Raw genomic sequence first — 25612 nt, forward strand, 5'->3', positions numbered from 1 at the left:
CCATCCGTAGATGACACGTCAGATCCCTCCCACGAACCGTCCGGGAGACATCCTGCGCCCGGGATCGAACCGTTCCTTGACCCGCCGCATCAACGGCAGCCCGCTCACCTGCCCCCACCGGTCGACGCTCTCGTACGGCGTGGACAGCACGCTCACCCGCCCACCGGCCGCCTCCACTTTCTCCCGCAACCCGGACACCGCGGCGGCCAGCTCGCGTTCGCCGATCGGATGCCACGACTCCAGCAGCACCCGCCCGGACACCGCCGAGCCGCGCAGGGAAAGCCCCGTCTCGGCCGCCGCGTCGAGCACGGCCCGCAGCGCCGCCGCCGGGAACCGCACCTCCACCAGCACCTCGTCCCGCTGGATCAGCCCCCACCAGGGCGGCCGCTGCTCGGTCACGGAGCCCTTGCCGACCAGTTCGAGCAGCGCCAGGGCCCGTGTCTCGGCCGCCGTGCCCTCCACCAGCGCGGCCAGGCCAATCGGTCCGCCGGGATCCGGCCAGTCCACCTCGACCGCGCTCGGCTCGGCCTGCGAGGCGGCCAGCGCCGCGGCGACCGGCGGCAGCTCGGCACGATCGAGCTCGGCCGTGACCCAGCGGCGGTCGGCGGGCAGCGGGTGCAGGCGGAAGGTCGCCTCCGCGATGACGCCGAGCGTGCCCTGGGAGCCGGTGAAGAGCTTGCCGAGGTCGTAGCCCGCGACGTTCTTCACCACTTTGCCGCCGGATTTCGCAATCGTGCCGTCGGGGAGCACGACGGTGATGCCGATGAGCAGGTCGCGCGCGGTGCCGTACCGGAACGAGCGCGGGCCCGCCGTCGCGGTGGCGAGCGTGCCGCCGACCGTCGTCAGCTCCGTGAACGGCGGGTCGAGCGCCAGCTCCTGGCCCTTCTCCGCGAGAGCGGCGGCCAGGGCGTCCATGGTCAGCCCGGCCTGCGTGCGCACCACGAGGTCGCCGGCGGCGTGTTCCAGCAGGGAATTCATGCAGCACATGTCGAGCAGCACGTCGCACCGCTCGGGCGGGCTGCCCCAGTGCAGCTTCGTGCCGCCGCCCGCGGGCACCACCGCCAGGTCCCGTTCGTCGCAGGCGCGCAGCACGGCCGAGACCTCCTCGACCGTCTCGGGCAGGGCCACCCAGCGGGGGCGCACGCCGTTGACGGCGTCATCCGCGTCCGCCTGCCTGATGGTCACGCCGCTGTCGGCCAGCATCAGAACTGCTCCGCCTTCCCGGACTCCACCAGTGGATGCACGCCCTTGCGCATCCCGGGCACCTCGCCGCACAGCCGCGGCGTGGGGAACACCTTGCCCGGGTTCGACAGCCCTTGGGGGTCGAACGCGCACCGTACGAGCTGCATGGTGTCCAGGTCGTCCTCGCTGAACATCCTCGGCATATAGCGTGATTTGTCCACCCCGACCCCGTGCTCACCGGTGATCGAGCCGCCGTGTTCGATGCACAGGTCCAGGATCGCCCCGGAGACCACCTCGGCCCGCTCGCCCGCCCCCGGCTCCGCGTCGTCGAACAACACCAGCGGATGCAGGTTGCCGTCACCGGCGTGGAAGACGTTCGCGACCTTGATCCCGTGCTCCTGCGAGAGCCGGTCGATGGCGGCCAGCACCCCGGGCAGCGCCGTACGCGGGACCACGCCGTCCTGCACGATGTAGGCCGGGCTGATGCGCCCGACGGCCGCGAACGCCGACTTGCGCCCCTTCCAGATCGCCGCCCGCTCGGCCGCGTCGGCCGCCACCCGCAGCTCGAACGCCCCCGAGCAGATCTCCCTGAGCTGCGCGAACTGCCACTCCACCTCGGCGGCCGGCCCGTCCAGCTCCACGATCAGCACGGCTCCGGCGCCCTCGGGGTAGGCACAGGCCACCGCGGCCTCCGCCGCCTCGATGGCCAGCGCGTCCATCATCTCGATCGCGGCCGGCACGATGCCCGCCCCGATGATCGCCGAGACGGCCTGCCCGCCCTGCTCGATGCTCTCGAACGCGGCCAGCACCGTGGTCACGGACTCGGGCGTGCGGCAGAGGCGTACCGTGATCTTGGTGGCGATGCCCAGCGTGCCCTCCGAGCCGATGAAGGCCCCCAGGAGGTCGTAGCCCGGGTCCATGCGGTCGAGCGTGACCAGGTCGCCGTCCGGGGTGACGATCTCGCAGGCTTCGACGTGGTTGACGGTGAATCCGTATTTGAGGCAGTGGGCGCCGCCGGAGTTCTCCGCGACGTTGCCGCCGATGGAGCAGACCTGCTGGCTGGAGGGGTCGGGGGCGTAGTAGTAGCCGCGGTCGCGCACGGCCTCGGTGATGGCCAGGTTCGTGACGCCGGGCTCGACGACGGCTCTGCGGTTGCCGAGGTCGATCTCCAGGATCCGGCGCATCTTGGAGGTGACGATGAGCACGCCGTCCTCGCGGGGGAGCGCGCCGCCCGACAGGCCGGTGCCCGCGCCCCTGGCGACGAAGGGCACGCCGAAGTCGTTGCAGAGGCGGACCACGCGGGCGACCTGCTCGGCCGTGTCCGGCAGCACGACCACGCCGGGGGTCGCCCGGTGGTAGGTGAGGCCGTCGCACTCGTACGTGCGCAGGCGTACCGGATCGGTGATCACCGAGTCGTGGGGCAGCAGCGAGCGCAGGCCCGCCGTCAGCGTTTCCAGCACCGATCCCCCTTTACCTACTTGTCCTACGGCATTCGAGCATATGCGGGAAGTGTCAAGAACTCGGCGAAGTCGTCGTCCAGCGCCACTTCCTTGAACAGCGCGGTGGCCTGGACGAACAGCTTCTCGTCGTAACCCGGCTCCGCCGCGATCTTGTCGAGCTCCTCCGAGATGATCCGTTCGACGAGCTCCTTCGTCACCTGCGCGCCGGTGTCGGCGAGCGTGATGTCGTTGTGGATCCACTGCCAGATCTGCGAGCGCGAGATCTCGGCCGTGGCGGCGTCCTCCATGAGGTTGTGGATGGCCACCGCCCCGAGCCCGCCCATCCAGGCGGCCAGGTAGCGCAGCGCCACGTCCACGTTGTTACGCAGCCCGGTCTCGGTGATCTCGCCGGGCGTCTCGGACACGGCCAGCAGCTCGGCCGCGGTCACGCTGACGTCCGGGCGCAGCCGGTCGAGCTGGTTGGGCCGCGAGCCCAGCACGCCGTCGAACACCTCGCGGCAGATCGGCACCAGGTCGGGGTGCGCCACCCACGACCCGTCGAACCCGTCGCCCGACTCGCGCGTCTTGTCCGCCCGCACCTTCTCCAGCGCCACGGCGTTCACCTCGGGGTCGCGCCGCGAGGGGATGAACGCCGCCATCCCGCCGATGGCGTGCGCGCCGCGCTTGTGACACGTGCGCACCAGCAACTCGGTGTACGCGCGCATGAACGGGGCCGTCATCGTCACCGCGTTCCGCTCGGGCAGCAGGAACTCGCGGCCCCTGGTCCGGAACTTCTTGATCACGCTGAACAGGTAGTCCCAGCGGCCCGCGTTGAGCCCGGCCGAGTGGTCGCGCAGCTCGTACAGGATCTCCTCCATCTCGAACGCCGCCGGGTACGTCTCGATGAGCACGGTCGCCCTGATCGTGCCGTGCGGGACGCCGAGCAGCTCCTGCGCCCTGGTGAACACGTCGTTCCAAAGCCGCGCCTCCAGGTGGGACTCGATCTTGGGCAGGTAGAAGTAGGGGCCCTTGCCCTTGTCGATCTGCCGCTGGGCGCAGTGGAAGAAGTAGAGCCCGAAGTCGAACAGCGAGCCAGACACCGGCTGCCCGTCCACCTCGGCGTGCTTCTCGTCCAGGTGCCAGCCGCGCGGCCGCACCACGACCGTGGCCAGCTCGGCGTCGGGCTTGAGCGCGTACGCCTTCCCACCGCTCTCGAAGTCGATCGTACGGTCGAGCGCGTCGCGCAGGTTGACGTGCCCGCTCACGCAGTTTTCCCAGAGCGGCGAGTTGGCGTCCTCGAAGTCGGCCAGCCACACCTTGGCGCCGGAGTTGAGCGCGTTGATGGTCATCTTCTTGTCGACGGGGCCGGTGATCTCGACCCGCCGGTCCTCCAGGCCCGGCGCCGGGGGCGCGACCTGCCAGTCGGCCTCCCTGATCTGCTTGGTCTCCGGCAGGAAGTCGAGCGTGCCGCCCGCCGACAGCTCCACCTGCCGCGCCTGGCGGGCCGCCAGCAGCTCCAGCCGCCTGGCGCCGAACTCCCGCTGGAGAGCCGCCACGAATGCGAGCGCCTCCGGCGTGAGGATCTCGTCGAACCGGTCGAGCATCGGGCCGGTGATCTCCATGGAACCTCTTCCGCAATGTGGAAAACCGCTTCTGGATTGTGGAACTGAAATTACTCCGTAGGGGTCCCCGGGTCAAAGCTGGGGTTCCCCTGGGGCGTGTCCCCGGGGCATCCCCGATGCGGCGGAGGCCACGCCGGGAAAGGATTCACCACATGAAGACGATGGCGATCACGGGCGGGCTGCTGGCCTCCGCACTACTGCTGACGGGATGCGGGCTCGCGAGCATCGGCGGCCCCACGAACCAGGACACGGCCTCGTACCAGGTGACGGACAAGGTCGCCAAGCTGCAGCTCAAGAGCGGCTCCGGCGACACCGTGGTCACGGAGACCGACGGGAGCGCCGTACGCGTCGTCGAGACCCTCCGCTGGCGCGGCGACGAGAAGCCCGCGGCGGAGCACAAGGTGGATGGCGACGTGCTGTTCGTCACCTACGACTGCCCGTCGAGCTGGGGCAGCTGCAGCGTCGACTACAAGATCGAGGTCCCCAAGGGGCTGCCCGTCGACCTCGACAGCGGCTCCGGCAACATCACGCTCAGGGCCCTGACCGGGCAGGTCGACGTGCACGTCGGCTCCGGCGACGTGGACGCCACGGGCCTGGCGGGCAAGAAGGTGTTCGCCGAGGCGGGGTCGGGGAACGTCGAGCTGAAGTACACGGCCGCGCCCGACAGCGCCGAGCTGAAGGCCGGTTCCGGGGACGTCGTGCTCAACGTTCCCGACGGGGCCTATGACGTGAAGACCGACGTGGGGTCCGGCGACGCGACGATCTCCGTCAAGAACGAGGGTTCCTCCCCGCACAAGATCTCGATGACCTCGGGGTCCGGCGACGTCAGCGTGTTGCCTGGATAACCAGGTGATGACGCCGAGGGTGTCGTGCCACCATCATGGGAAGACACCGAGGTGTCCAGACGTTCCCTAATAGAGATGACACGAATGCACGAATACACCGCGCTCGACGAGTTCGAGACCGGCGACATGGACCTCGAGGAGCGCCAGGCGCTGCGCCGCGTGGCGGGCCTCTCGACCGAACTCCAGGACGTCTCCGAGGTCGAATACCGGCAGCTGCGGCTCGAGCGGGTCGTCCTCGTCGGCGTCTGGACCTCCGGCAACGCCGACGAGGCGGAAAATTCCCTGCTCGAGCTCAAGCTCCTGGCCGAGACGGCCGGGTCCCAGGTGCTCGACGGGCTGATCCAGCGCAGGCAGAAGCCCGACCCGGCGACTTACATCGGCTCCGGCAAGGCTCTGGAGCTGCGTGACGTGGTCGAGTCCACCGGCGCCGACACCGTGATCTGCGACGGCGAGCTGACCCCCGGTCAGCTCCGCCAGCTCGAGGAGACGGTCAAGGTCAAGGTCATCGACCGCACCGCGCTGATCCTCGACATCTTCGCCCAGCACGCCAAGAGCCGCGAGGGCAAGGCCCAGGTCGAGCTGGCCCAGCTCTCCTACCTGCTGCCCCGCCTGCGCGGCTGGGGCGGCAACCTGTCCAGGCAGGTCGGCGGTCGCGCCGCGGGCGGCGTCGGCATCGGCGGCCGCGGCCCCGGTGAGACCAAGATCGAGCTGGACCGCCGGCGCATCCGCGAGCGCATGTCCAAGCTGCGCCGCCAGATCCACGGCATGTCCACCTCGCGCGACACGATGCGCTACCAGCGCCAGCGGCGCGAGGTCCCGGCCGTGGCCATCGCCGGCTACACCAACGCGGGCAAGTCCTCGCTGCTCAACCGCATCACCGGCGCGGGGGTGCTGGTGGAGGACGCGCTGTTCGCCACCCTCGACCCGACCGTACGCCGTGCGCGAACGCCGGAGGGCAGGCTGTTCACGATCGCCGACACCGTCGGCTTCGTCCGCCACCTGCCGCACCAGCTCGTCGAGGCGTTCCGCTCCACGCTGGAGGAGGTCGCCGACGCCGACCTGATCCTGCACGTGGTCGACGGCGCGCACCCCGACCCCGAGGGTCAGCTCGCGGCGGTACGCGAGGTGCTCGCCGACATCGACGGCGCCTCCGACATCCGCGAGATCGTGGTGATCAACAAGGCCGACGCCGCCGACCAGGAGGTGCTCGACCGGATCGCCAGGCGTGAGCGCGACAGCATCGTCGTGTCCGCGCGGACGGGCAAGGGCATTCCCGAGCTGATGGCGCTCATCGAGCGCGAGCTGCCCAGGCTGGATCACGAGGTCCACCTGCTGGTGGCGTACGAACGGGGTGACCTGATCTCGCGGGCCCACAAGGAGGGCGAGGTGCTCTCGGTGGACCACGTCGAGGAGGGCACGATCCTGCACGCGCGCGTGCTGCCCAGCCTGTTCCAGGAGCTGGAGCGGGTGGGCAAGCCGATCGAACGCGTCTCCTAGCCGGGTTGGGCAGCGCTCGCCGAATCGCGCAGAGCTGCCCAAAAGCGGCAGTGGTCGCCGAACCCTGGGATTGCTAGGATGGCCAGACCTAACGTTGCTCTGGTTTTTGGGTTCGGGTTTTGGGGTCGGGTTCTAGGTTTCGGATGATGACTGCTGGTGTCGAAGTCGTCAGCGGGGGCCAATGGGGACAAGTTGGGCTGGGTGACCGGTGGGATCAATGGTCTTTCTTCCGAATAAGCCTGTACAGCAGCCCGACATGTGAAATAACGTAACTGAACTGAAATCGCCGGATCATGCCTCCGGCGATACGGTCACCGCACAGCATGACGCGGATGAGAGCAGGAGACCCCCCATGTCGTCCGGACCCGGAGCGGACTCAGTGGGCGCGGCAGAGGCCGTGCGCTGTGCGCTGCACCCGTGTGGGGAATCATGCGGGGTGGTGATGCGGTGACCGTTCGACTCCTGACCAACATCGGCCGCCTCTGGACCGGCAACGAGGTCCTCAGCAACGCCGCCATCCTCGTGCACAACGACCGCATCGCGTGGGTCGGGCGGGCGCCCGACCTGCCGCAGAGCGTGCCAGGAGTCGTCGACGACATCGTCGACGTCGACCACGTCGAAAACCTGGGCGGCGCGCTCGTCACGCCCGGCCTCATCGACGCCCACACGCACCCGGTCTACGCCGGCAACCGCTACGCCGAGCTGGCCATCCGCACCGGCGGTTCCACCTCCGCCTCGATCACCGCGGCGGGCGGCGGCGTGGGCTCGACCGTCACCGTGACCCGTGGCACCGACCCGTGGACCCTCTGCAACGGCGTGCGCGAGCGGCTGCGCGGCTGGCTGCTCAGCGGCACCACCACGGTCGAGGCCAAGACCGGCTACCACCTCACCCGCGACGGCGAGCTGGCCGACGTGCGGCTCCTGCGCGAGCTGGAGAAGGAGCCGATGATGCCGCGGGTGCACGTCACCTTCCTCGCGGCGCAGGTGGTGCCACCCGAATACTTCGGCCGCCAGCGCGAATACGTCGAGGCCGTGGGCGCCTGGTGCGCCGACGCGGCCGCGGCGGGCGCCGACAGCGTCGACGTCTACTGCGACGAGGGCCACTTCACCACCGAGGAGTCCCGCTGGGTCCTCGCCTCCGGCCGCAACGTCGGCCTGCTGCCGCGCATCCACGCCGGCCTCTACAGCCGCCGCGGCGCCGTCCAGCTGGCCGCCGAGCTCGGCTGCGCCTCCGCCGACGGGCTGCACCACATGTCGGACGAGGACATCGCGATCATGTCGCGGTACGGCGTGCCGGCCGTCGTCTGCCCGGCCACGGCCCTCCAGCGCGGCCACCTGCCGCCGGTCCGCCAGATGATCAAGCACGGCGTTCAGATCGCGCTCGGCAGCGACCACAACCCCGGCTACTGCGGCATCACCTCGATGTCCCTGGTGATCGCCATGGCGGTGTCGGCGTTCGGGATGAGCGTCAACGACGCGCTCCGCGCGGCCACCCTGGGCGGCGCCACCGTCCTGGGCGCGCCCGACCGCGGCGTGCTGGCCCCGGGGCGGCTGGCCGACATCGTGCAGTGGGACGCCGACCACGAGGGCGCCTTCGCCTGGTCCTTCGGCCTCAAGCCGCGGCGGGTGTGGCGGGGCGGGACGCCGGTTCAGTAGTTAGTCTCGGGTCATGCCGCCCTTGGTCGCCGTGGTCACGGATTCAACCGCGTATTTACCGGCCGTTCCGGGGGCCACGGTGGTGCCCGTACAGGTGATCGTCAGTGGCACCTCGTACGACGAGGGTTCCTTCACGGGCGACCTGGCCACCGCCACCACCTCCCGCCCGGCACCGGCCCGTTTCGCCTCCTGCTACTCCTCCCTGGCCGCCGAGGGGGCCACGGGGATCGTCTCGATCCACGTGTCGCGCGAGTTGTCGGGCACCGCGGAGTCCGCCCTGGTGGCCGCCCGTGACGCGCCCGTACCGGTGGAGGTGATCGACAGCCGTTCGATTGCCATGGGACTCGGGTATCCGGTCCTGGCAGCCGTACGGGCCGCCGCCGGCGGGGCCTCTCTGGAGGCGGTCACGTCGGCGGTCCGCCGCCGCATAGCGGCCACCCGTACGTTCTTCTACGTCGACACCCTCGACTACCTGCGACGCAGCGGCCGCATCGGCGCCGCGACCTCCCTCGTCGGCTCGGCCCTCATGATCAAGCCGCTGCTACACCTCGTGGACGGGCGCATCTCGCTGCTCGAGAAGGTACGCACGTCGTCGCGCGCGATCGCCCGGCTGGAGGACCTGGCGGTGCGGGCGGTGGGGGACGGGCCGGTGGAGGTGGCGGTCCAGCACCTGGGGGCGCGGGAGCGGGCCGAGGCACTGGCGGAACGGCTCTTGAAACGGGTGTCCGGGGTGGTGGAGCTGAAGGTGGTGGAGGTCGGGGCGGTGATCGGGGTGCATGTGGGCCCGGGCATGCTCGGCCTGACGGTCACCTCCGGCGACGTCTAGTCGTGCTTCGCTTGTCGCAGGGGCCTCCAGAGCTCCGTTGTCCACAGCCCCTTCACCCGCGGCCCGCTCTGTCCACAGAATGCGGCTCTGGGCCCTTACAGCGGCGGGCAGGGGCCTACATTCTCGGGCGTGCGAACCCCCGACCCGACGGCGGAGCGGACCATAGCCGAGTCCCGGCTACGGTCGATCACCGCCCCTGCCCGCCGCCCTCTCGCTCGGCGGGCCTGGCCGTGGTCGAGCAACGGGCTGGATGGGGCTGTTACAGCGGGTCGCCGGGCAGACGTGGCGGATTCCATCGGCCTTCGGGCCGACCTGGATGACGCTCCACGCGAATGCGACGACGGAACCAAGGACAACGCCTCGACACGACCTCAACGAAGAGCCGGACCCGTCCCTATACCTCCCTCCTTCCAGGCATTCCGCACTGCCCTGGCCACCCAGACGCCTGCCCTCGACCCAGGTAGGCCGGGCCTTCGTGTGCTGCTCGCCGTCGGCGCTCTTGCCATAGTCGTCGCGGCCTTCTTCGCGTGGCGATCCCAGCCCTCACCCGAGCCATTGCCACCTCCGATTCCGATCTCCCCCTCGTCTCCTTCACCTTCCGCCACCACCAAAGTGACCGTCCACGTCGCTGGCAAGATCCGCAAACCGGGCGTCTATCTACTTCCCTCAGGTGCCCGCGTCACGGATGCGGTGACAGCAGCGGGAGGGGTTTCACGCGGCGCCTCCACAGGCTCGCTCAACCTCGCCAGACGCCTGATCGACGGCGAACAGATCGTCGTCGGGGCCACCATGGGCGCGGCAGCCCCCGGCGTTCCCGTCACGGACCCCGCCACTGCCGTGCTGGACCTGAACTCCGCCACGACCGACCAACTCGAACAACTTCCAGGCGTGGGCGAGGTCCTCGCGGCCCGCATCGCCGAATTCCGAGACAGCCACGGCGGCTTCACCACCGTGGACCAGCTACGCGAGGTGAGCGGCATCGGTCCACGAAAGTACGACGAGATCAAGACGAAGGTGCGCGTCTGATATGTCGTACTCGCGTAGCGGAGAGGCTCGCCCAGCGCGTACCGACGCCGACTCACCGAGTACGGGCCCCGCGCGTACCGGCTCGGACGCCGAGGGGCGCGAGCACGCCTGGCCTCTCATTCTCCCCGCCATAGCCGCCTGGGCCAGCGCGCTGACCCTGCTCAGTTGTTCCGCCTCCACCGGCATGATCGTCGCCATCATCACAACCCTCGGCGCCTCAGCCGTCGCGTGGCGCACCCGCTCCCTGGCCAGGCCATCCGCCTGGCGTAACGTCGCCCTGGCCACACTCGTCTGCGCAGCAGCGTCATCGGCGTCCGTGGCCTTCCGAATCCAGGCTCTGACCACAGGCCCAACACCTGAACTGGCCGCGCACAACACCACCATCACCGCCCAGATCGCCCTTACGGACGACCCCGAACGCCGACCCAGCAAAGGCGGGCACTTCACCCAGGACAGCTACGTGACACCGGCCATCCTGAAGACCATCCAAACCTCCGGGACCAGGCAAGCCGTCAACGTCCCCATCACCGTTTTCGCCACCGGAAATGCCTGGCAGGACTTCCTCCCCAGCCAGCACCTCGAAGTCACCGGCCGCCTGGCGGAGCGGACCCCCGGCGACCTGGTGGCGGGCATCCTCCTGGTCCGAGGCCCACCACGAGTCCTGACACCGCCATCCGGGCTCCAGACGGTAGCAGGCACCCTCAGATCCGGCCTGCGATCCGCCGCCGACACCCTCCCTCCTGACCAACGAGGTCTCCTCCCCGGCCTGGTGGTCGGCGACGTCTCACGCATGGACCCGCAAGTGGCCTCCGACCTCAGGGAAGCCGGCCTGAGCCATTTGAATGCAGTAAGCGGGGCAAACCTGGCGATCGTCGCGGGCGCGGCCCTGGCACTCTCCCGCCTGATCGGCCTCTCCCTGTCCGTAAGGGCGATCTTCGCCGCCGTGGCGATGCTCGCCTTCACCGTGGTCGCCCGCCCGTCCCCAAGCGTGCTCCGCGCCCTCCTCATGGGCCTGGTAGCCGCCGTCGCCCTGGGCACGGGCCGGGCGCGAGACGGTCTCGCCGCCCTCTCGGCCACGGTCCTGCTGCTGGTGCTGTTCGCCCCCGAGCTGGCCCGCTCCTACGGCTTCGCCCTCTCGGTCACGGCCACCGCCGGCATCCTCATCCTCGCCCCACGCTGGCGCGACCGCCTGTCAGCCCAGAACGACCAGAACGACCCGGGCCACGAAGGTGACCAGCCCCGGCGCAAGGACCGTGGACAACGCTCAGCCCCAGCCGCCGGTGGCCAGAGCAAAGATCGGTCAGGGGCCGGTGCCGCCAGGACGCCGTACCGGTTGCCCCGCTGGATGGCCGAGGCGGTGGCCGTTCCGGCGGCGGCGCAGGTGGCCGTGACGCCCGTTCTGGTGTTGATGTCGGGACAGCTCACACCTGTCGCGGTGGTCGCCAATCTGCTCGTGGCTCCAGCGGTGGCCCCCGCGACCCTGCTCGGTTTCGGGGCCGCTCTCGTGGCGCCCATATGGCCCGGTGGCGCCCGGCTGCTGGTCGTCCCGGCCGGCTTCGCGGTCGGGTGGATCATCATGGTCGCTCGTTGGGCGGTGAATCTCCCGTTCGCCACCTTGCCCTGGCCCGCCGGGCTTCCGGGACTCGGGCTGCTCGCGATCACGGTGGCCGTCGCGATCCCGATCCTGCGGCGCCGCGCCTGGCGGGCGATGGCACTGACCATGGCCGGAGCCGCCTTGGTAGCGGTGCTGGTGGTCAGACCCATCGCGGGCCCATGGCCACCCAGGGGATGGTTGATGGTGATGTGCGACGTGGGCCAGGGAGACGGCCTCATCATCGCGTCCGGACCGGGTCGAGGCGTCGTGGTCGACACAGGTCCCGACCCGGTCGCCATGGACCGCTGCCTGCGTAGGGTCGGCGTCGAAGACGTGCCGTTGCTCGTCCTCACCCATCCGCATGCCGACCACGTGGACGGCCTGCCGGGAGTCCTCAGGAACCGGCGAGTAGGAGCCGTGGTCGTCAGCCCCCAGCGGACCGGCGCGCGAGCGAGTGCACATATCTCAACCACACTGGCGCACCGCCGAATACCCGAATGGACGGCCTCGCCGGGCACCCGCTGGCGATTCGGCCCGTCAGAGTTGACCGTCCTCGCTCCCGACCCCACCCTGGGCGAAACGAACGGCCAGGGCGAGGGCAGCGCGATCAACAACTCCAGCGTGGTCCTCCACGTACGCTGGCGGCCGGGCTCGGCCCTGCTCGGCGGTGACCTGGAGACCGAGGCGCAGGAACAACTCCTGCACCGGCTGGCCGTAAGGGCCGACATCCTCAAGACCCCGCACCACGGATCGAACAGGCAGTCCCCGGCGTTCCTGTCGTCGCTCGGCGTGCGAGCCGCGTTGATCAGCGTGGGCGCCGACAACGACTACGGCCATCCGGCCCCGTCCACCCTCGCCCTCCTGCGTCGCCTCGGAGCCACCGTCTACCGGACCGACCAGTCAGGCGACGTCGCCGTGGTGGAGCGAGACGGGGAGATCGCAGTGGTTCCACGCGGCCCGTAGCCCCCGTTGAGTACCAGCTTGTCGGTGGGGCATGGCATGCTGCCTGGCATGGCGGGAACCGATCCAGCACCTGTGACCCTGGTCGTCGGCGATGAGGAGCTGCTGGCCGAGCGGGCGGTGAGTGGTGTCGTCGCGGCGGCGCGGGCCGGTGGTTCCGGGGCCGACGTGCATGACCTGGTGGGGGGGAAGGTCGCGGTCGGTGAGTTGCTGCAGCTGACCTCGCCGTCGCTCTTCGGCGATCGGTCCGTGGTGGTGATCCGGTCGGCGCAGGACCTGGCGAAGGACGTCATCACCGAGGTCGTGACCTATGCCAAGCGGCCCTCCGACGACACCGTGCTCGTGCTGGCGCACCCGGGTGGGGTGAAGGGGAAGGCGCTGGTCGATGGGGTGAAGAAGGCCGGGGCCAAAGTGGTCACGGTGGACAAGGTCACCAAGGCCGGGGAGCGGCTGGAGTTCGTCAAGGGGGAGTTCAAGCGGGCGGGGCGGGGGATTGCCGGTGACGCGGCTCAGGCGTTGCTCGACGCGGTGGGGAACGATCTGCGGGAGTTGGCGGCGGCTTGTAGTCAGCTGATGTTCGACACAGAGGACAAGACGGTCGGTGCGGCGGCCGTGGCTCGCTATCACAAGGGGCGGGCCGAGGTCACCGGATTCAACGTGGCGGACTCCGCGGTCGAGGGGCGGCTGGCCGATGCTCTGGAGCAGTTGCGGTGGGCGCTCGGCACCGGGGTCGCTCCCGTGCTGCTGGTGAGCGCGCTGGCTGGAGGGTTGCGGTCGCTGGCCAAGGTCGGCAGCGCGCCGCGCAACCTTCGGGGCGGGCAACTGGCGAGCCATGTCGGCATGCCGCCGTGGAAGGCCGACCGGGTGAAACGGCAGCTCAACGGGTGGGGGCCGGAAGGGTTGTCGAGGGCGATCCAGGCTGTGGCCAGTGCCGATGAGCAGGTCAAGGGTGGGGGAGCGGACCCGGCTTACGCGTTGGAGCACACGGTGCAGGTCATCGTGGCCAGCCGCACAGGGCGGTAGCGGCTGGAGTTCATCGTGGAGGTCGGCTGTCGGGATCGTTCCGTAGGGGGCGGAGGAATGTTGTCAGTTCGTTCCAGATCAGGTCCGGCTCCTCCAGGGCCAGGAAATGGCCGCCGCGACCTGGTTCGGTCCAGTGCCGGAGATCCGTGCAGGCTCGTTCGGCGATCGAGCGGGGGACTCCGGCCATGGACGGCTCGTGGCTGAGCGTGACGGCTGTGGGGACTGTGATGGGTTGGCGCGGGATGTTGTGCTTCCAGTCGTAGTACTGCCTGAACGACCTGCCGATCGAGCCGGTCGCCCAATACAGCGTCAGGATGGTGAGCAGGGTGTCGTGGTCGAAGCGGGATTCCACGTCCCCGTGGCAGTCGCTCCAGTCGCGATATTTGTCGATGATCCAGGCGGCCAGTCCGACGGGTGAGTCGATCAGGGCGGCGGCGATGGTGTCGGGCCGGGTCCCCATGATGGCGCTGTAGCCGCCGTCGCTCTCGTCGTATGCGGCTTCGGCGTCCACGAACGCCTGCTCCTCGCCCGACATCGGCGGTTCGTCGAACGAGGCGGGAAACGGGGGATGGATCAGGTGGATCCCGGCCACCTCCTGCGGATACAGCGTGCTCAGCCACTGGATGGCCGTTCCGCCGATGTCGCCCCCGAAGGCGGCGTATCGCTCGTAGCCCAGTTCGTCGGTCATCAGTGCGTGCAGCATCCGCGCCATCGCCGCCCGCGTGAGCGGCTCCTTGGGCAGGTCGGAGTAGAGGAAACCCGGCATGGAAGGGATCACGACGTCGAAGGCGTCGGCCGGGTCACCGCCATGGCCGGCCGGGTCGGACAGGCGGGCCGCCAGGGGCAGCATCTCCAGGAAGCTGCTCGGCCACCCATGGCAGAGCAGGATCGGCATCGGCGCTGGCCCGACTCCGGCAATCCGTACGAAATGTAGGCCCTGCCCTCGGTAATGCGCCAGGTTGTTGAGCTCGCTCTCGCGTGCGCGGTAGTCGAACCCGTCCGCCCAGTACGCCACCAGCTCCCGCAGATAGGCCGGATCAGCCCCCGCCTCCCACGCCTTCGCGCCACTGCCATCGGCGAACCTCGTCCAGCGCAGTCGAACTCGCAGGTCGTCGAGCACCTCGTCGGGCACCTCTATGCGAAAGGGTGTCACGGTCACGCATTTCCTCCGATCGGCGGGAGCACCCCATGGGCTTACCATCGGGCGGTCGTCCGGCTCAATCGAATTAGTGGTGCCGACCGAGCTCCCGGGTGGTCTCTGCCTTCGTCAGGAGTCGCTTGAGGAGGTCGTCCAGGATGGCCTGGTCCGCGGGGGTGACGGCGTTCACCATGGTGGCCTCGACCTCGGCCAGGATCGTCATCGCCTCCATCCAGAGCTCCTGACCTTTGGGCGTCAGCTCCACGTCCACCCGCCGCCGGTCCTCCGTGCTGCGCACCCGTCCTACCAGGCCCGACCTCTCCAGCGTGTCCAGTCGGCCGGTCATCCCGGCCGGGGACAACAGCAGGTCGGCGGCCAGTTCGGAAGGCGTCGCGGCCCCGTCGCGCGCCACCAGCCGGTGCAGCGTCTCGAACTCGAAGTCCTGCATCCCCACCTCCGCCAGCGCCGCCTCCTTGGCATGGGACAGGTGCTTAACGAGGAACTGCAGGCGCGTCACGATCGCCTCCACCTGCTCGTTGAAGGGCGCCTTGCCGCGCCAGCGGGCCAGATGGCGATCGACCGAGTCCTCCATCTCACGGATCATACGCTAGCAAGTATTTTGTTGACGAAACATTAGCTAGCGAAATACCGTCATGGACCATGGTGAACCGGCTTCTGATCGGGCGGTGCCTCTCGGCGCTCGCGACCGCCCTCATTCCCACGACCCTGACCCTGGCGGTGCTGCGCGCGACGGGCGATGGTGGGGCGCTCGGCATCGTACTGGCCAGCGAGATGGTTCCGCTCCTGCTGTTGCTTCCCGTCGGCGGCGTGCTGGCCGACAGACTCAGGCCGGCACGGGTCGTGCTGCTCGCAGACCTGACCCGGTGCCTGCCGCAGGCCGCCATCGCCGCCGAACTGCTGCTCGGCCTGAACCGCCTTCTTGATCTGGCCCTCTTGTCGGCGGTGGCGGGAGCGGCCGTCGCGTTCGGCAGCCCGGCCGTGCCGAGGTTGGTGGTCGCCGTGGTGCCCGGTCCTGACCGGTTGCGGATGAACGCGCGTATCGGCGTCGCCACGAGTCTCTCCGCCGTCGTCGCACCCGCGCTTGCCGGGGCAATCACGCTGGCCGCCGGTCCTGGGTGGGCGGCGGCGCTCACGGCGGCGTTGTTCGCCTGCTCGGCCCTGACCCTGGGCGGCATACGCACGCCCGGGCTGAGCCGGGCGCCTGGGCTGAGCCGGACCTCGTCCGCTGGCGAGCTCGCAACCTCCGGATCCCACCGGCAGCACTCCTTCCGCACGGACCTGGTCGACGGGTGGCAGGAGATCAAGGGACGGCCGTGGTTCCTGGCCTGCGTGCTCGGTCACGGTGTCTGGCACTTCGTGGCCGGGCTCTTCCTCACGCTCGGCCCCCTGACCGCCGTACAGGAGCTGGGTGGCGAGGCGAGCTGGATGGTGATCGTGCAGAGCGGGACGGTCGGCATGGTCCTGGGCGTGTTCGCCGCCCCCAGGCTGCCCATCCGCCGGCCGCTCGTCGCGGTCCAGGCGGGCGCCGCGTGTTACCTGCTGCCCCTGGTGGCCCTGGCCGTGCCGGCGCCTGCCGCCGTGATGGCGGGCGCGTACTTCGTGGCGATGTTCGGGCTGGGGTTGCTCAGCCCGCTGTGGGAGACGGTCGTGGCCCAGGAGATTCCGGAAGCGGCGCTGGGGCGGGTGCGTTCGTTCGACCAGCTCATCTCGTTCGCGTCGCGGCCGTTCGGGCTGGCGGTGGCGGTGCCGCTGGCCGGTGTGACCGGGGTGACGTCGCTGGCGCTGACCGGTGGCGTGCTGGTCGCCGCCGCCAACCTCGCCGCCATCGTGCTGGTCGCCGCCGCCGGCAACGCCAACGCGGGCAAATCTGACGCCGCCCCCAACCAGCCGGTACGCCCGACCGCCACCACCGTCAAGCCAGAGCAGCCTCCCGTACGACCCCGTCGTTGATCTCCAGTACCCGGTCGGCCAGCGTGATCAGGCTGGGATCATGGGTGGCGACCAGGGCCGTGACCCCCTCACTACGTACGAGCGCGCGCAACAGCTCCATGATCTGCCGCCCGGTCTGCGAGTCGAGTTGCCCGGTCGGCTCGTCGGCGACCAGCAACCGGGGCCGGTTCGCCAGTGACCGGGCGATCGCCACCCGCTGCCGCTGCCCCCCGGACAACTCGTACGGCCGCTGGTTGACATGCTGCTCCAGCCCGACCAGAGCGAGCAACATCCGCACCCGCGCCTCGCGCTCCGCCACCGGCATGCGCACCAGCCGCATCGGCACGCCCACGTTCTCCGCCGCCGACAACACGGGGATCAGCCCGAACGACTGGAACACGAACCCCACCACGTCCCTGCGCAGTTCCAGCAGGGAATCCTCGGACATGGCGGTGACCTCGTGCCCGTCCACGACCACCCGACCGGCGTCGGGTTTGTCCAGGCCGCCGATCTGATTGAGCAGGGTCGTCTTCCCCGACCCGGACCGCCCCCTGACCGCGACGAGCTCCCCGGGAAACACCGAGAACGACACGTCACGCAGCGCCACGACCTCCTTGGGCCCGGTCCGGTAGACCTTGCGCAGTCCTTCCACCACGACCAGGGGCGAATCAGTCATTCGACGGCTCCTCTCGGGCGGGCCATACGCCGATATGGTCGGATTCGAGCTCAAGGCGTACCCGGCGTTCCATCTCAAGGGCGCTCATGAAGTCGCGCGGGAGTTGCAGCCGCCCCACCCGGTCGAGCACGGCGTACTCCTCGGCGATGATCTGCCCCTCGGCGTCCTCGCGCCGCAGCGTCTCGCTGCTGGTACGCCCGTCGCGAATGCCCACGGTACGGTCCACCTGCTCCGACACCAGCGGATCGTGCGTCACGACGACCACGGTCACCCCCAGCTCCCTGTTGGCCTTGCGCAACGCGTCGAACACCAGCTCCGACGTCTCACTGTCCAGCTCACCCGTCGGCTCGTCGGCCAGGATGAGCTGCGGGGAGTTGGCGAGCGCGACGGCGATGGCCACCCGCTGCTGCTCGCCACCCGACATTTCGCCAGATTTCCGGTTAGCGCAGTACCCGACGCCCAGCAACTCCAGCAGCTCAAGAGCCCGATCTCGCGACCGGTCCCCGGCGAGCTTCATCGGCAGCTCGACGTTCTCCCCGGCGGACAGGTACGGCAGCAGGTTCCGGGCCGTCTGCTGCCAGATGAAGCCCACCACCGACCGCCGGTACCGCAGCCGATCACGAGCGCTCATCGACAGCAGATCCATGCCCGCCACCCTGGCCACCCCCGCCGTGGGCACGTCCAGCCCGGACAGCACGTTGAGCAGCGTCGACTTGCCCGAGCCGGACGCGCCGACGATGGCGACCAGCTCGCCCTTGTCGATCACCAGGTCCAGGCCCTGCAACGCGACGACCTCGACGCCCTCGGTCTTGTAGATGCGCACGAGGTTGTCGCACACGATGTGCGCGTCGCCGCCGAACGCGGCCTTCTTCCGCGTGGCCTTGGCTTCCAGCTCTGGCAGGGTCGCGTTCACGAGAGGTCCCCCACTCGAAGGACGGCGCCGAGGTTACGACGGCGGCTGATGGCGGTGTGCGCGTACGCGCCGAGCACGGCGACACATGCCAGCCCGATCGCCAGCGCGCTGGGCATGACAAGGTCGAGCGCGTAGCCGCCGACGGGCAGGTCACCGGCGTACGACGACAGGTCCACGGCGGGCCCGAGCGCGGGCGGCAGGCCGAGGCCCAGGCCGAGCCCGACCAGCGCGGTGACCAGGATCATGGGCAGGATCTCCAGCACGGTCAGCCGTTGCGCCTGCCGGTCGGACAGCCCGAGCGTACGCAGGAACGACACCGCCCTGGCCCGCTCGGAAGCCCCGACCACCAGCGACAAGACGACGGCGGCCAGCGCGTACAGGGCCAGCGCCACCGTCACTACCAGCAGCGTCCACCGCACCGTGAAGGTGAGCGGATCATCGCGGATGGCCTCAAGAGCCTGCGACTGGGACTCCACCGTGGCCGACGGGACGAGCCGCGCCAACTCGGCCGGCGCGGCGTCCCCCTTGATCAGCAAGGTGTTCACCGCGGGCCGGGTCAGCACGCTCAAGGGCACGACGATGAACTTGCCGTTGGTGTAGAACCCGGGCACCGAGTCGATCACGCCTCGCGTGGCGAGCTTCACCCGCGACTGCCACCCGATCTCGAACGTCCCCCGCCCCCGCAGCTCCGGCGAAACCAGCGCGCCATCCGACAACGCGGGCAGGCTGACGGGAGCATCGCCCAGGATCGCCCGCCACTGCGCCACGTCCACCGCGATGGCCTCCGCCCGCTCGGCGCCGTACCCGACCTGCACCCGAGCTGTCTGCGCGAGCACCACCTGCTCCACCCCCGCGGTCTTGCGGACCTGGTCGATCTGCGCGGCGGGGATCTCGATGCGCGACGTCATCCGGATCGGCGCCCCCACCTGTTCCCAGGACGCCACCCGCTGCGTGCTCGCGATCCCGTCGGAGATCACCGCCGCGAACACCGACACGCCCAGCGCGGGCAGCAGGATCAGCACCGGCAACACGCTCGCGGAGCGCGCCCTGGCCGCCCTGGTCAACCCCAGGAACGGTACGGCCGCCCGCCCGCGCCCGGTCAGCCGTACGAGCAGCCGCAACGGGTACGGATAGCAGCGCAACGTGACCAATGCCGCCGCCAGCGTCAGCGCGAGCGGCACCAGCAGCAAGAACGGATCCGAGGTCAGCCCGCGGGCCCGCAACAGGTACGCCCCCGCCAGCGCGAGCACGACGACCAGCACCTCCAGCGTGACCCGCCTGGCGGAGGGCCGGGCGGCGGCCACGTCGTCGCGGCGCTCGTGCAGCGGCGTGCGATGCGTGACGGCCAGCCGCGCGGCGGCGAACCCCACGGCCACCACGACCACGAGCACCGGCCCCACGTGCACGATCGGCAACACGGGTCCCGGCACGAGGTACGACAGCGCGTACCCGGCCAGGGCGGCGGGCGCCACCGCGAGCCCGGTCAGCGCCGCGGCCGTGCCCGCCACCTGCCGCAACGACCCGCCCCGCGCCCGTGCCATCGTCAGCGTGTGATCCATCCGGTCGGCCAGCAGCTGCACGGCCAGCGCGATCACGCCCAGCGCAACCGCCAGCAGCCCGCCGAGCACCAGGTACATCACGGTCTGCGCGGTGGCCAGCGCGGCCAGGAAGTCGTCGAGCAGCTTGGGCAGCCCGGTCTCCAGGCGGTAGGGGCTGGCGGTGCTGGACGACTGCAGCGCCACCACCCGCCCGAACTCGGTGACCGCCGCGTCGATGCCGGGCGCGGCCAGCGCACTCGCCGCCCCGGCGCCGATCGGCAGGATCCAGTGATAGAACAGGTTGCGCCCCTCACCGCTCAGCGCGGTCAGGCCCTGGTCGGGCATCAGCGTCGTGATGTGCTTCTCGAACCCCAGCTCACCCGGCGGCTGCACCTTCGCGACGTGCAGGATGTCGGAGTTGTGGCTCCAGTAGCGGTCCTCGGGGTCCTTCGCCCGGAAAGCGCCGACGATCTTCACGGCGACGTACTCGTTCTCGCCGAGCAGCTTCGTCTGGCCCACCCGGAGGTCCATCTCGCGCAGGGCTTCTTCGACGATGCCGACCTCGAACACCGGGATGGTCTCGCCCTCGTACCGCATCGTGGCGGGCGCGCCGGGCGCGCGGCCCCGCACCCAGTCCACGCGCCGGTCGGCGTCGGAGAGCCAGCCCAGATTGATGTACATCAGGCCGCCGGTCCCGGTCACCGGCGTGAGCGCGGTCTTGGCACTCATGTGGCCGCCGGTGACCACCAGGGGGCGCAGCGCGGGCGGCACGATCTCGTGCCAGAGGCGGTCGCGGGAGTCGAACTGGCCGCGTTCGTGCAGGTCCTCCTCCTGCGAGCGCGACGCCACGGTCACCGTCAGGTCGGCCTGCACGGCGGGGGCGCCGCTCAGCGACCGGCGCATCGCCTCGTCGTACGACGCCTGCATCGCCCTGGGCAGGCCCGCGACCAGCAGGCAGGCGCTCAAGGTCAGCACGAAGAGCACGGCCACCGTGCCCAGGTGCACCCTGGCGAGCAGTGCGATCCTCACCGTTCCTCCACGAGTTGGCCGCTTTGCCCGCGCAGGTTACGCGCCAGCCCGCCGACGATGGCGAACAACACTCCCGTCACCAGCACCAGCATCACCGCCGTGGCCGCCCACGGGATGTCGAGCAGGACGCCGGGCGTGACGGCCGAGGCCTGCCCGGTCAGCACGATGTGCGGCACCACCAGCACGCCCACGACCACCGCGAGCCCGGTGCCCGCCACCAGCGACAACCCGATGACGAACGCCTGCTCGATCGCCAGCAACCCGAGCACCTGCCGGGAGCTCACCCCGAGCGCCCGCAGGATCGTGAACTCGGCCTTCCGCTCCCGCGCCGCGACCGCCGCGTTCACCAGGAACCCGAGCGCCGCGAACACCAGCGCCGCCAGGAACCCCAGCATCAGCGCCCCCTGCAACCCGCTGGCCAGCGGGTCGTCCCGCAATTTGGCCGCCAGCTCGCTCTGGTCGAGCGCGGTGACGTCCCACTCCGGCCGGCCCTTGAGCACTTTGACCGCGGCGGCGGTCTCGTTGGCCGCAAGCCACCACTCGGTGGCGGGCCTGGGCAACTGCGCCGCCGCGAGCTCGTGCGCCTGCATCGTCCCCCAGTCGGCGAGCACGGCTCGCTGCCCCGCGGTGGTCGTGGGCATCGTGTCCACGATCGCCACGACCTTGACCTGGAGGACCCTGCGGTCGATGCTGGCCGGCCCGACCTGCCCGACGGCCAGCTTGAGCGAGGAGGCCAGGTCGGCGGTCAGCACGACGGGCAGCGGTCCCGTCGGCGGCGGCGGCGCGAAGGTGGCCACGGTAGGACGCGTCCCCGTCACTTTCATCGAGAGCGCCGGCGCCGCCACCTCCCGGCCGTCCGCGCTCAGGCCGGTCAGGGTCAGGTTCGCGGTGCCCTGCGGCGCGCCCGCGACGAGCCCGCGCAACGACAGCGGGTACGTGATCTTCCCGGTACGCCCGGCCAGCGACCTGAGGTCGAGGTCGATCCGGTTGGCACCCTTCCGCAGCACGCCGAGCGACAGGTCGCGCCAGACCCCGAGCGCGTCGGAGACCACCAGCCGCAGCGGCAGGTCCGCGTCCACCTCGGCCCGCACGGTGAGCGTGGCCGGTCGCCCGGGAACATCCAGCTTTCCCGCCTGATCGCCGACCAGCGCCCGCGACATCTCCCCGACCGACTGCGCCGACAGATCGGGACGCAGCCGGAACAGCTCGCCGAGCTTGCCCGCGTCGAGGCCGAGCAGGATCGCGCTCTCGCCGCTCATCTCGGTCTGCCCGCGAAAGCCGGGGGAGGCCGCCGTGACGCCGGGCAACGCGGTGAACGCCGTGCCACGCCCGAGCGCCCCCAGCTCAGGCCCGTCCGGCGGCCCCGACAACCGCAGGTCGGCCCCGGCCTGGTGGCGGGCCTGGTCGAGCTGGGAGGCCCGCCAGGTGGACGCGGTGGCCAGGGAGACGACGCCGATCGCGATCGCCATGGTCAGCAGCAACGCGGGACCCGCGTACTTGAGCGGTCGCCTGCTCACCTGCCAGGCCCCGAGCGCGGGGGCGAGCGTGGGCCGCCTGGAGGTCAGTTTCTCGGCCAGCTTCGAGATGCGCGGCACCAGCCGCAGCCCCAGCATGCCGCCCGTGAGCAGCGCCAGCGCGGGCCCGGAGATGATCAGCGGGTCGATGCCCAGCTCGCCCGCCGCCGTCGCGGTGACCGGCGCGCCGTAGTGCTGAAGCTGCCAGATCGCCAGCCCGGCCACCACCAGCAGCGCCACGTCGGCGCCGGCCCGCTCGATCAGCCCGCGCCCGCCGCCGCGGCCGCGCGCCGACTGCTCCTCCACGTACGTACGCCGTGCGCCCGCCAGCGCGGGCAACACCAGCAACACGGCCGAGGCCACGGCCACGCCGAACGACACGAGGAACGTGCCCAGATCGGCGGACGGCGCGAGCCGTACCCCGGAGGCCCTGATCCAGGGCAGCAGGTTGACCAGGGTGAGCAGCGGCGGGCCGAGGAACGGCGCGACGACCGCGCACGGGACCGCCACCAGCAGCGCCTCGCTCCCCGCCAGCGCCGCCAGCCGCAGCGTGCCCGCGCCGCGCGAGCGCAACAGCGCCACCTCCATACGACGGTGGTCGGCCAGCAGCCGCGCGGTCAGCATCAGCGCGTACGCGGCCAGCAACAGCAGTTGCAGCACCGGGATCAGCATGGTGGAGCGGGCCACCAGGGACGCGGTGTCGAGCTGGGTGAGCATGTCGGGCAGGCCGCTGGCGGCCACGCAGTTGGCGCAGCCGTCCGCCTTCAGCCGCTCGCCCACCTGGCCGATCGCGGCGGCCAACGGGCGGAGCTGGTCGGGGGTCAGGGCGCGCAGGTCGGGTTCGGCGGTCCAGGTGGCGTTGACACTGGTCGCGAACCGGGCGACGAACGTCTCGCGCGGCACCATCAACGGCCCGTACGTGGTGAACTCGCCCCGCTCCACCCCCCGGCTGAGCAGCTGCTCGCCCGCCCAGCGCTCGCCGAACGGGTCGTTGAGCTGGAAGACGCCGACGATGCGGACGTCGACGGGACGCGGGTCGAGCCGCCCCTTCGTGGTGAACTCCCGGCCCACCTCGAACCCGGTCGCCGACGCCGCCGACAACGAGATCGCGGCCTCGACGGGCCCATCCATTGGGCCTTCACCGGCCTTAGGCCAGGCGCCGGAGACGAGCCTGGCGTGCCGGTCCAGCCCGTCATAGCTGCCGAACCTGAGCAGCTCGGGCAGCTTCTGCCGCTCCTGCCCCGGCATGGCGTAGGAGTCGGAGCGGAAGCTGGTGGTGATGGCGGGCGGCCTGGTGTACGCCTTGCCGAGCTCGGCGCGTACCGACTGGTCGAACTTCGGGAACGTGTCCGCCGTCACCGGGGCGCTGATGGTGGCGGCGGTCTGCCGGTACGAAGCCGTCTCCATCGTCCTGCGCACACCGGCGTCGGCGATGGAGGAGGCGTACATGGTCAGCGCCACCAGCGTGGTGGTGGCCAGCAGGATCGACCCGAACGCGGCCAGGAGGAGCAGCGGCTCGCTGAACGCCCTTTTGACGACCAACGGCCCCCGCATGTGTCCCCCTTCGCCCGTTTAGTGCACCTTCGGGCAGATGTGGGATCGAGAGCAAGGCGATCTTTGCAACGGTGACGCACCCGATACGCCTGTGTGATATCGAAACCGTGACAAAAGGGTGCGAAAACGAGAACGCCGCACTCCTGAGGGAGTGCGGCGCTTCAGATGCGCTGGTTTTACTTGGCGGCCAGCGCCGCGGCCTGCTTGGCGATCGCGGACTTGCGGTTGGCGGCCTGGTTTTTGTGGATGACGCCCTTGCTGACGGCCTTGTCGAGCTGGCGGGCTGCGGCCTGCTGCAGCACGGCGGCCTGCGCGACGTCGCCCTGCTCGGCGGCCTCGCGGAACTTGCGGACCGCAGTCTTCAGAGAGGACTTGACCGCCTTGTTGCGCAGGCGAGCCTTCTCGTTCTGCTTGTTGCGCTTGATCTGGGACTTGATGTTCGCCACGAAGAAGCCTCGGTGAAGTCTGAGTGATGGATGGGGCGCGCGGGCTCGATGAGAGGGCGCGCCACACGCAGTTGAACAGATTACCAATAATCCAGGCGGCTACTCAAATCACCGGCCTGGGCAAATGGGTCCACCGACCAGTGTACTGGTAGTTCAGGCCATCCAGCGCCTCATGTACTCCTGCCAGTCCTCGTCCGTGGCGGCGAAGTCCACGTAGAGGGCCAGCCCGAACCGCTCGCGACGGCCGTGCTCCGACACGGCCAGCTTGGCGCCTTCGGCGGCCATCGCGACACTCTCCGCGTTGTCGACCCATGGGACGGCGTGGTCGTGGTAGGCGGGGGCGCCGATGTACAGGGTCTTGGAGTCGGGGACCAGGTCCAGCGCCAGCTCGGCCTGGCGCGCCACGTGGCCGCCGTAGAGGGACTGCAGCGGTGTGAACGAGTCGTAGGTCATGACGGCGACCTGGTCCACCCGGTCCACGACCTGCTTGAAGTAACCCTCTGACCAGTACTTGTCGTGGGACAGGACGGCCCTGGCGGTCAGGCGCATCAAGGGGTACGGCTCGATCTGCGGGGTCGAGGTGGACACCAGCCTCGTGTACTGCCTGGTCCTGTCCAGCAGGTCGAGGAACTCGGTGTCGCCGTCGCCGATCGGCTCGAAGTTGTAGTGGATGCCGTCGTAGCCCTGCTTCATGATGGCGGCCACCCCGGCCAGGACGTTCTGGCGGGACTCGGCGTCGTCGAGGTCGAGGCCGTTCTTGACGCTCTGTCCCAGCCAGGCGGAAACGCGGATGGCGGGGAGCTGCTCATGCATCCATTTCACGAAATTTCCGGCGTTGGGGTATTTGGCGGGATCTAGGTGGCCGTCCCACTCGAAGGGGCCGGAGTGGACGTACACGTCCTTGATGCCGGTGGCGCGCAGCCGTACCGCTAACTGCTCGACGTCGCGCTCCGTGCGGCGGCCGTCCACCCACGCGTGGCCCAGCCAGAGGGCGTCGTTGCCCGTGCTCTTCGCCCAGCCTGCCGGGGCACCGGTAAACTGGAGGCGAAGCGCGGCGGCGAGGAGGCCGACCAGCGCGACTACGACGACCAAGGCAAGCGCGAGCAGGCGTAAGCCGCGGCGGATGACGGTTCGGGCTATCACCCGGGCATGTCACCATGAAAGACGCTTGACCTCAACCCTGT

19 protein-coding genes are annotated in these 25612 nt (G+C 70.2%); 8 read left to right on the forward strand and 11 right to left on the reverse strand.

Going from position 1 to position 25612, the window contains the following annotated elements:
• Positions 1 to 18: 18 nt before the first annotated feature.
• Genes ACFLIM_RS04295 through aceB form a run of 3 tightly spaced genes read right to left on the reverse strand, consistent with a single transcriptional unit; the run spans position 19 to position 4243 of the window.
• Positions 19 to 1203, reverse strand: a complete 1185-nt coding sequence (locus ACFLIM_RS04295) for an FAD-binding oxidoreductase (protein ID WP_393162090.1) — start codon at positions 1201 to 1203, stop codon at positions 19 to 21.
• Positions 1203 to 2639 (reverse strand): FAD-linked oxidase C-terminal domain-containing protein, encoded by a 1437-nt coding sequence (locus ACFLIM_RS04300; RefSeq protein ID WP_393162516.1) that lies wholly within the window; start codon positions 2637 to 2639, stop codon positions 1203 to 1205. The genes ACFLIM_RS04295 and ACFLIM_RS04300 overlap by 1 nt, the downstream gene beginning before the upstream one ends.
• A gap of 26 nt (positions 2640 to 2665) precedes the next feature.
• Positions 2666 to 4243: a malate synthase A gene (gene aceB, locus ACFLIM_RS04305; protein WP_393162092.1), complete on the reverse strand. Its 1578-nt coding sequence runs from the start codon at positions 4241 to 4243 to the stop codon at positions 2666 to 2668.
• Between the two features lie 152 nt (positions 4244 to 4395).
• On the opposite strand from aceB, the gene ACFLIM_RS04310 reads away from it, so the two are divergent.
• The 7 genes from ACFLIM_RS04310 (at position 4396) to holA (ending at position 13670) form a co-directional block, all read left to right on the forward strand.
• Positions 4396 to 5088: a DUF4097 family beta strand repeat-containing protein gene (locus tag ACFLIM_RS04310; protein ID WP_393162094.1), complete on the forward strand. Its 693-nt coding sequence runs from the start codon at positions 4396 to 4398 to the stop codon at positions 5086 to 5088.
• An 84-nt stretch (positions 5089 to 5172) separates the two neighbouring features.
• Positions 5173 to 6585: a GTPase HflX gene (gene hflX, locus ACFLIM_RS04315; protein WP_393162518.1), complete on the forward strand. Its 1413-nt coding sequence runs from the start codon at positions 5173 to 5175 to the stop codon at positions 6583 to 6585.
• A 447-nt stretch (positions 6586 to 7032) separates the two neighbouring features.
• Positions 7033 to 8241, forward strand: coding sequence for an amidohydrolase family protein (locus tag ACFLIM_RS04320; protein WP_379514971.1), 1209 nt, complete (start codon positions 7033 to 7035; stop codon positions 8239 to 8241).
• A 13-nt stretch (positions 8242 to 8254) separates the two neighbouring features.
• Positions 8255 to 9067, forward strand: a complete 813-nt coding sequence (locus ACFLIM_RS04325; RefSeq protein ID WP_393162096.1) for a DegV family protein — start codon at positions 8255 to 8257, stop codon at positions 9065 to 9067.
• Between the two features lie 477 nt (positions 9068 to 9544).
• A complete protein-coding gene (locus ACFLIM_RS04330; RefSeq protein WP_393162098.1) occupies positions 9545 to 10093 on the forward strand; it encodes a helix-hairpin-helix domain-containing protein in 549 nt (182 codons plus the stop codon).
• Between the two features lies 1 nt (position 10094).
• Positions 10095 to 12650, forward strand: a complete 2556-nt coding sequence (locus ACFLIM_RS04335) for a ComEC/Rec2 family competence protein (protein ID WP_393162100.1) — start codon at positions 10095 to 10097, stop codon at positions 12648 to 12650.
• Between the two features lie 48 nt (positions 12651 to 12698).
• On the forward strand, positions 12699 to 13670 hold the full coding sequence (holA, locus tag ACFLIM_RS04340) for a DNA polymerase III subunit delta (protein ID WP_393162102.1): 972 nt from the start codon (positions 12699 to 12701) through the stop codon (positions 13668 to 13670).
• 10 nt (positions 13671 to 13680) lie between these two features.
• Here the strand turns inward: holA and ACFLIM_RS04345 are convergent, their stop codons facing one another.
• Together ACFLIM_RS04345 and ACFLIM_RS04350 are read right to left on the reverse strand one after the other, a co-directional pair.
• The gene (locus ACFLIM_RS04345; protein ID WP_393162104.1) at positions 13681 to 14829 is read right to left on the reverse strand and encodes an epoxide hydrolase family protein; all 1149 of its coding nucleotides are present in this window, start codon (positions 14827 to 14829) and stop codon (positions 13681 to 13683) included.
• Positions 14830 to 14896: 67 nt separating this feature from the next.
• Positions 14897 to 15400 carry a MarR family winged helix-turn-helix transcriptional regulator gene (locus ACFLIM_RS04350; protein WP_393162106.1) on the reverse strand — a complete coding sequence of 168 codons (504 nt, stop codon included), beginning with the start codon at positions 15398 to 15400 and terminating at the stop codon, positions 14897 to 14899.
• 68 nt (positions 15401 to 15468) lie between these two features.
• Here ACFLIM_RS04350 and ACFLIM_RS04355 point away from each other — a divergent pair, with 68 nt between their 5' ends.
• Complete coding sequence (locus ACFLIM_RS04355; protein ID WP_393162108.1) at positions 15469 to 16779, forward strand: MFS transporter; 1311 nt, start codon at positions 15469 to 15471, stop codon at positions 16777 to 16779.
• On the opposite strand, the gene ACFLIM_RS04360 is transcribed toward ACFLIM_RS04355, so the two are convergent.
• The 6 genes from ACFLIM_RS04360 to ACFLIM_RS04385 all read right to left on the reverse strand — a co-directional run bounded on the left by ACFLIM_RS04360 (position 16742) and on the right by ACFLIM_RS04385 (position 25571).
• The gene (locus ACFLIM_RS04360; protein ID WP_393162110.1) at positions 16742 to 17434 is read right to left on the reverse strand and encodes an ABC transporter ATP-binding protein; all 693 of its coding nucleotides are present in this window, start codon (positions 17432 to 17434) and stop codon (positions 16742 to 16744) included. The genes ACFLIM_RS04355 and ACFLIM_RS04360 overlap by 38 nt on opposite strands.
• Positions 17427 to 18347 carry an ABC transporter ATP-binding protein gene (locus ACFLIM_RS04365; RefSeq protein ID WP_393162112.1) on the reverse strand — a complete coding sequence of 307 codons (921 nt, stop codon included), beginning with the start codon at positions 18345 to 18347 and terminating at the stop codon, positions 17427 to 17429. Before ACFLIM_RS04365 ends, ACFLIM_RS04360 begins: the two co-directional genes overlap by 8 nt.
• Positions 18344 to 20914, reverse strand: a complete 2571-nt coding sequence (locus ACFLIM_RS04370; RefSeq protein WP_393162114.1) for an FtsX-like permease family protein — start codon at positions 20912 to 20914, stop codon at positions 18344 to 18346. Before ACFLIM_RS04370 ends, ACFLIM_RS04365 begins: the two co-directional genes overlap by 4 nt.
• Positions 20911 to 23982: an ABC transporter permease gene (locus ACFLIM_RS04375; protein ID WP_393162116.1), complete on the reverse strand. Its 3072-nt coding sequence runs from the start codon at positions 23980 to 23982 to the stop codon at positions 20911 to 20913. The genes ACFLIM_RS04370 and ACFLIM_RS04375 overlap by 4 nt, the downstream gene beginning before the upstream one ends.
• Positions 23983 to 24158: 176 nt before the next feature.
• Positions 24159 to 24428 carry a 30S ribosomal protein S20 gene (gene rpsT / locus ACFLIM_RS04380; protein ID WP_393162117.1) on the reverse strand — a complete coding sequence of 90 codons (270 nt, stop codon included), beginning with the start codon at positions 24426 to 24428 and terminating at the stop codon, positions 24159 to 24161.
• Between the two features lie 153 nt (positions 24429 to 24581).
• Positions 24582 to 25571 carry a glycoside hydrolase family 18 protein gene (locus tag ACFLIM_RS04385; protein WP_393162119.1) on the reverse strand — a complete coding sequence of 330 codons (990 nt, stop codon included), beginning with the start codon at positions 25569 to 25571 and terminating at the stop codon, positions 24582 to 24584.
• Positions 25572 to 25612: the final 41 nt, after the last annotated feature.

Source organism: Nonomuraea marmarensis (assembly GCF_043197025.1).
Classification (GTDB): Bacteria; Actinomycetota; Actinomycetes; order Streptosporangiales; family Streptosporangiaceae; genus Nonomuraea; species Nonomuraea marmarensis.

What these genes read in the sequence shown, in the direction of transcription:
- ACFLIM_RS04355 (WP_393162108.1), top strand. Translation starts at nt 15,469, where the DNA reads ATGGTGAACCGGCTTCTGATCGGGCGGTGCCTCTCGGCGCTCGCGACC.
- ACFLIM_RS04360 (WP_393162110.1), bottom strand. Translation starts at nt 17,434, where the DNA reads ATGACTGATTCGCCCCTGGTCGTGGTGGAAGGACTGCGCAAGGTCTAC.
- aceB (WP_393162092.1), bottom strand. Translation starts at nt 4,243, where the DNA reads ATGGAGATCACCGGCCCGATGCTCGACCGGTTCGACGAGATCCTCACG.
- ACFLIM_RS04325 (WP_393162096.1), top strand. Translation starts at nt 8,255, where the DNA reads ATGCCGCCCTTGGTCGCCGTGGTCACGGATTCAACCGCGTATTTACCG.
- ACFLIM_RS04350 (WP_393162106.1), bottom strand. Translation starts at nt 15,400, where the DNA reads ATGGAGGACTCGGTCGATCGCCATCTGGCCCGCTGGCGCGGCAAGGCG.
- ACFLIM_RS04335 (WP_393162100.1), top strand. Translation starts at nt 10,095, where the DNA reads ATGTCGTACTCGCGTAGCGGAGAGGCTCGCCCAGCGCGTACCGACGCC.
- ACFLIM_RS04310 (WP_393162094.1), top strand. Translation starts at nt 4,396, where the DNA reads ATGAAGACGATGGCGATCACGGGCGGGCTGCTGGCCTCCGCACTACTG.
- hflX (WP_393162518.1), top strand. Translation starts at nt 5,173, where the DNA reads ATGCACGAATACACCGCGCTCGACGAGTTCGAGACCGGCGACATGGAC.
- holA (WP_393162102.1), top strand. Translation starts at nt 12,699, where the DNA reads ATGGCGGGAACCGATCCAGCACCTGTGACCCTGGTCGTCGGCGATGAG.
- ACFLIM_RS04295 (WP_393162090.1), bottom strand. Translation starts at nt 1,203, where the DNA reads ATGCTGGCCGACAGCGGCGTGACCATCAGGCAGGCGGACGCGGATGAC.
- ACFLIM_RS04375 (WP_393162116.1), bottom strand. Translation starts at nt 23,982, where the DNA reads ATGCGGGGGCCGTTGGTCGTCAAAAGGGCGTTCAGCGAGCCGCTGCTC.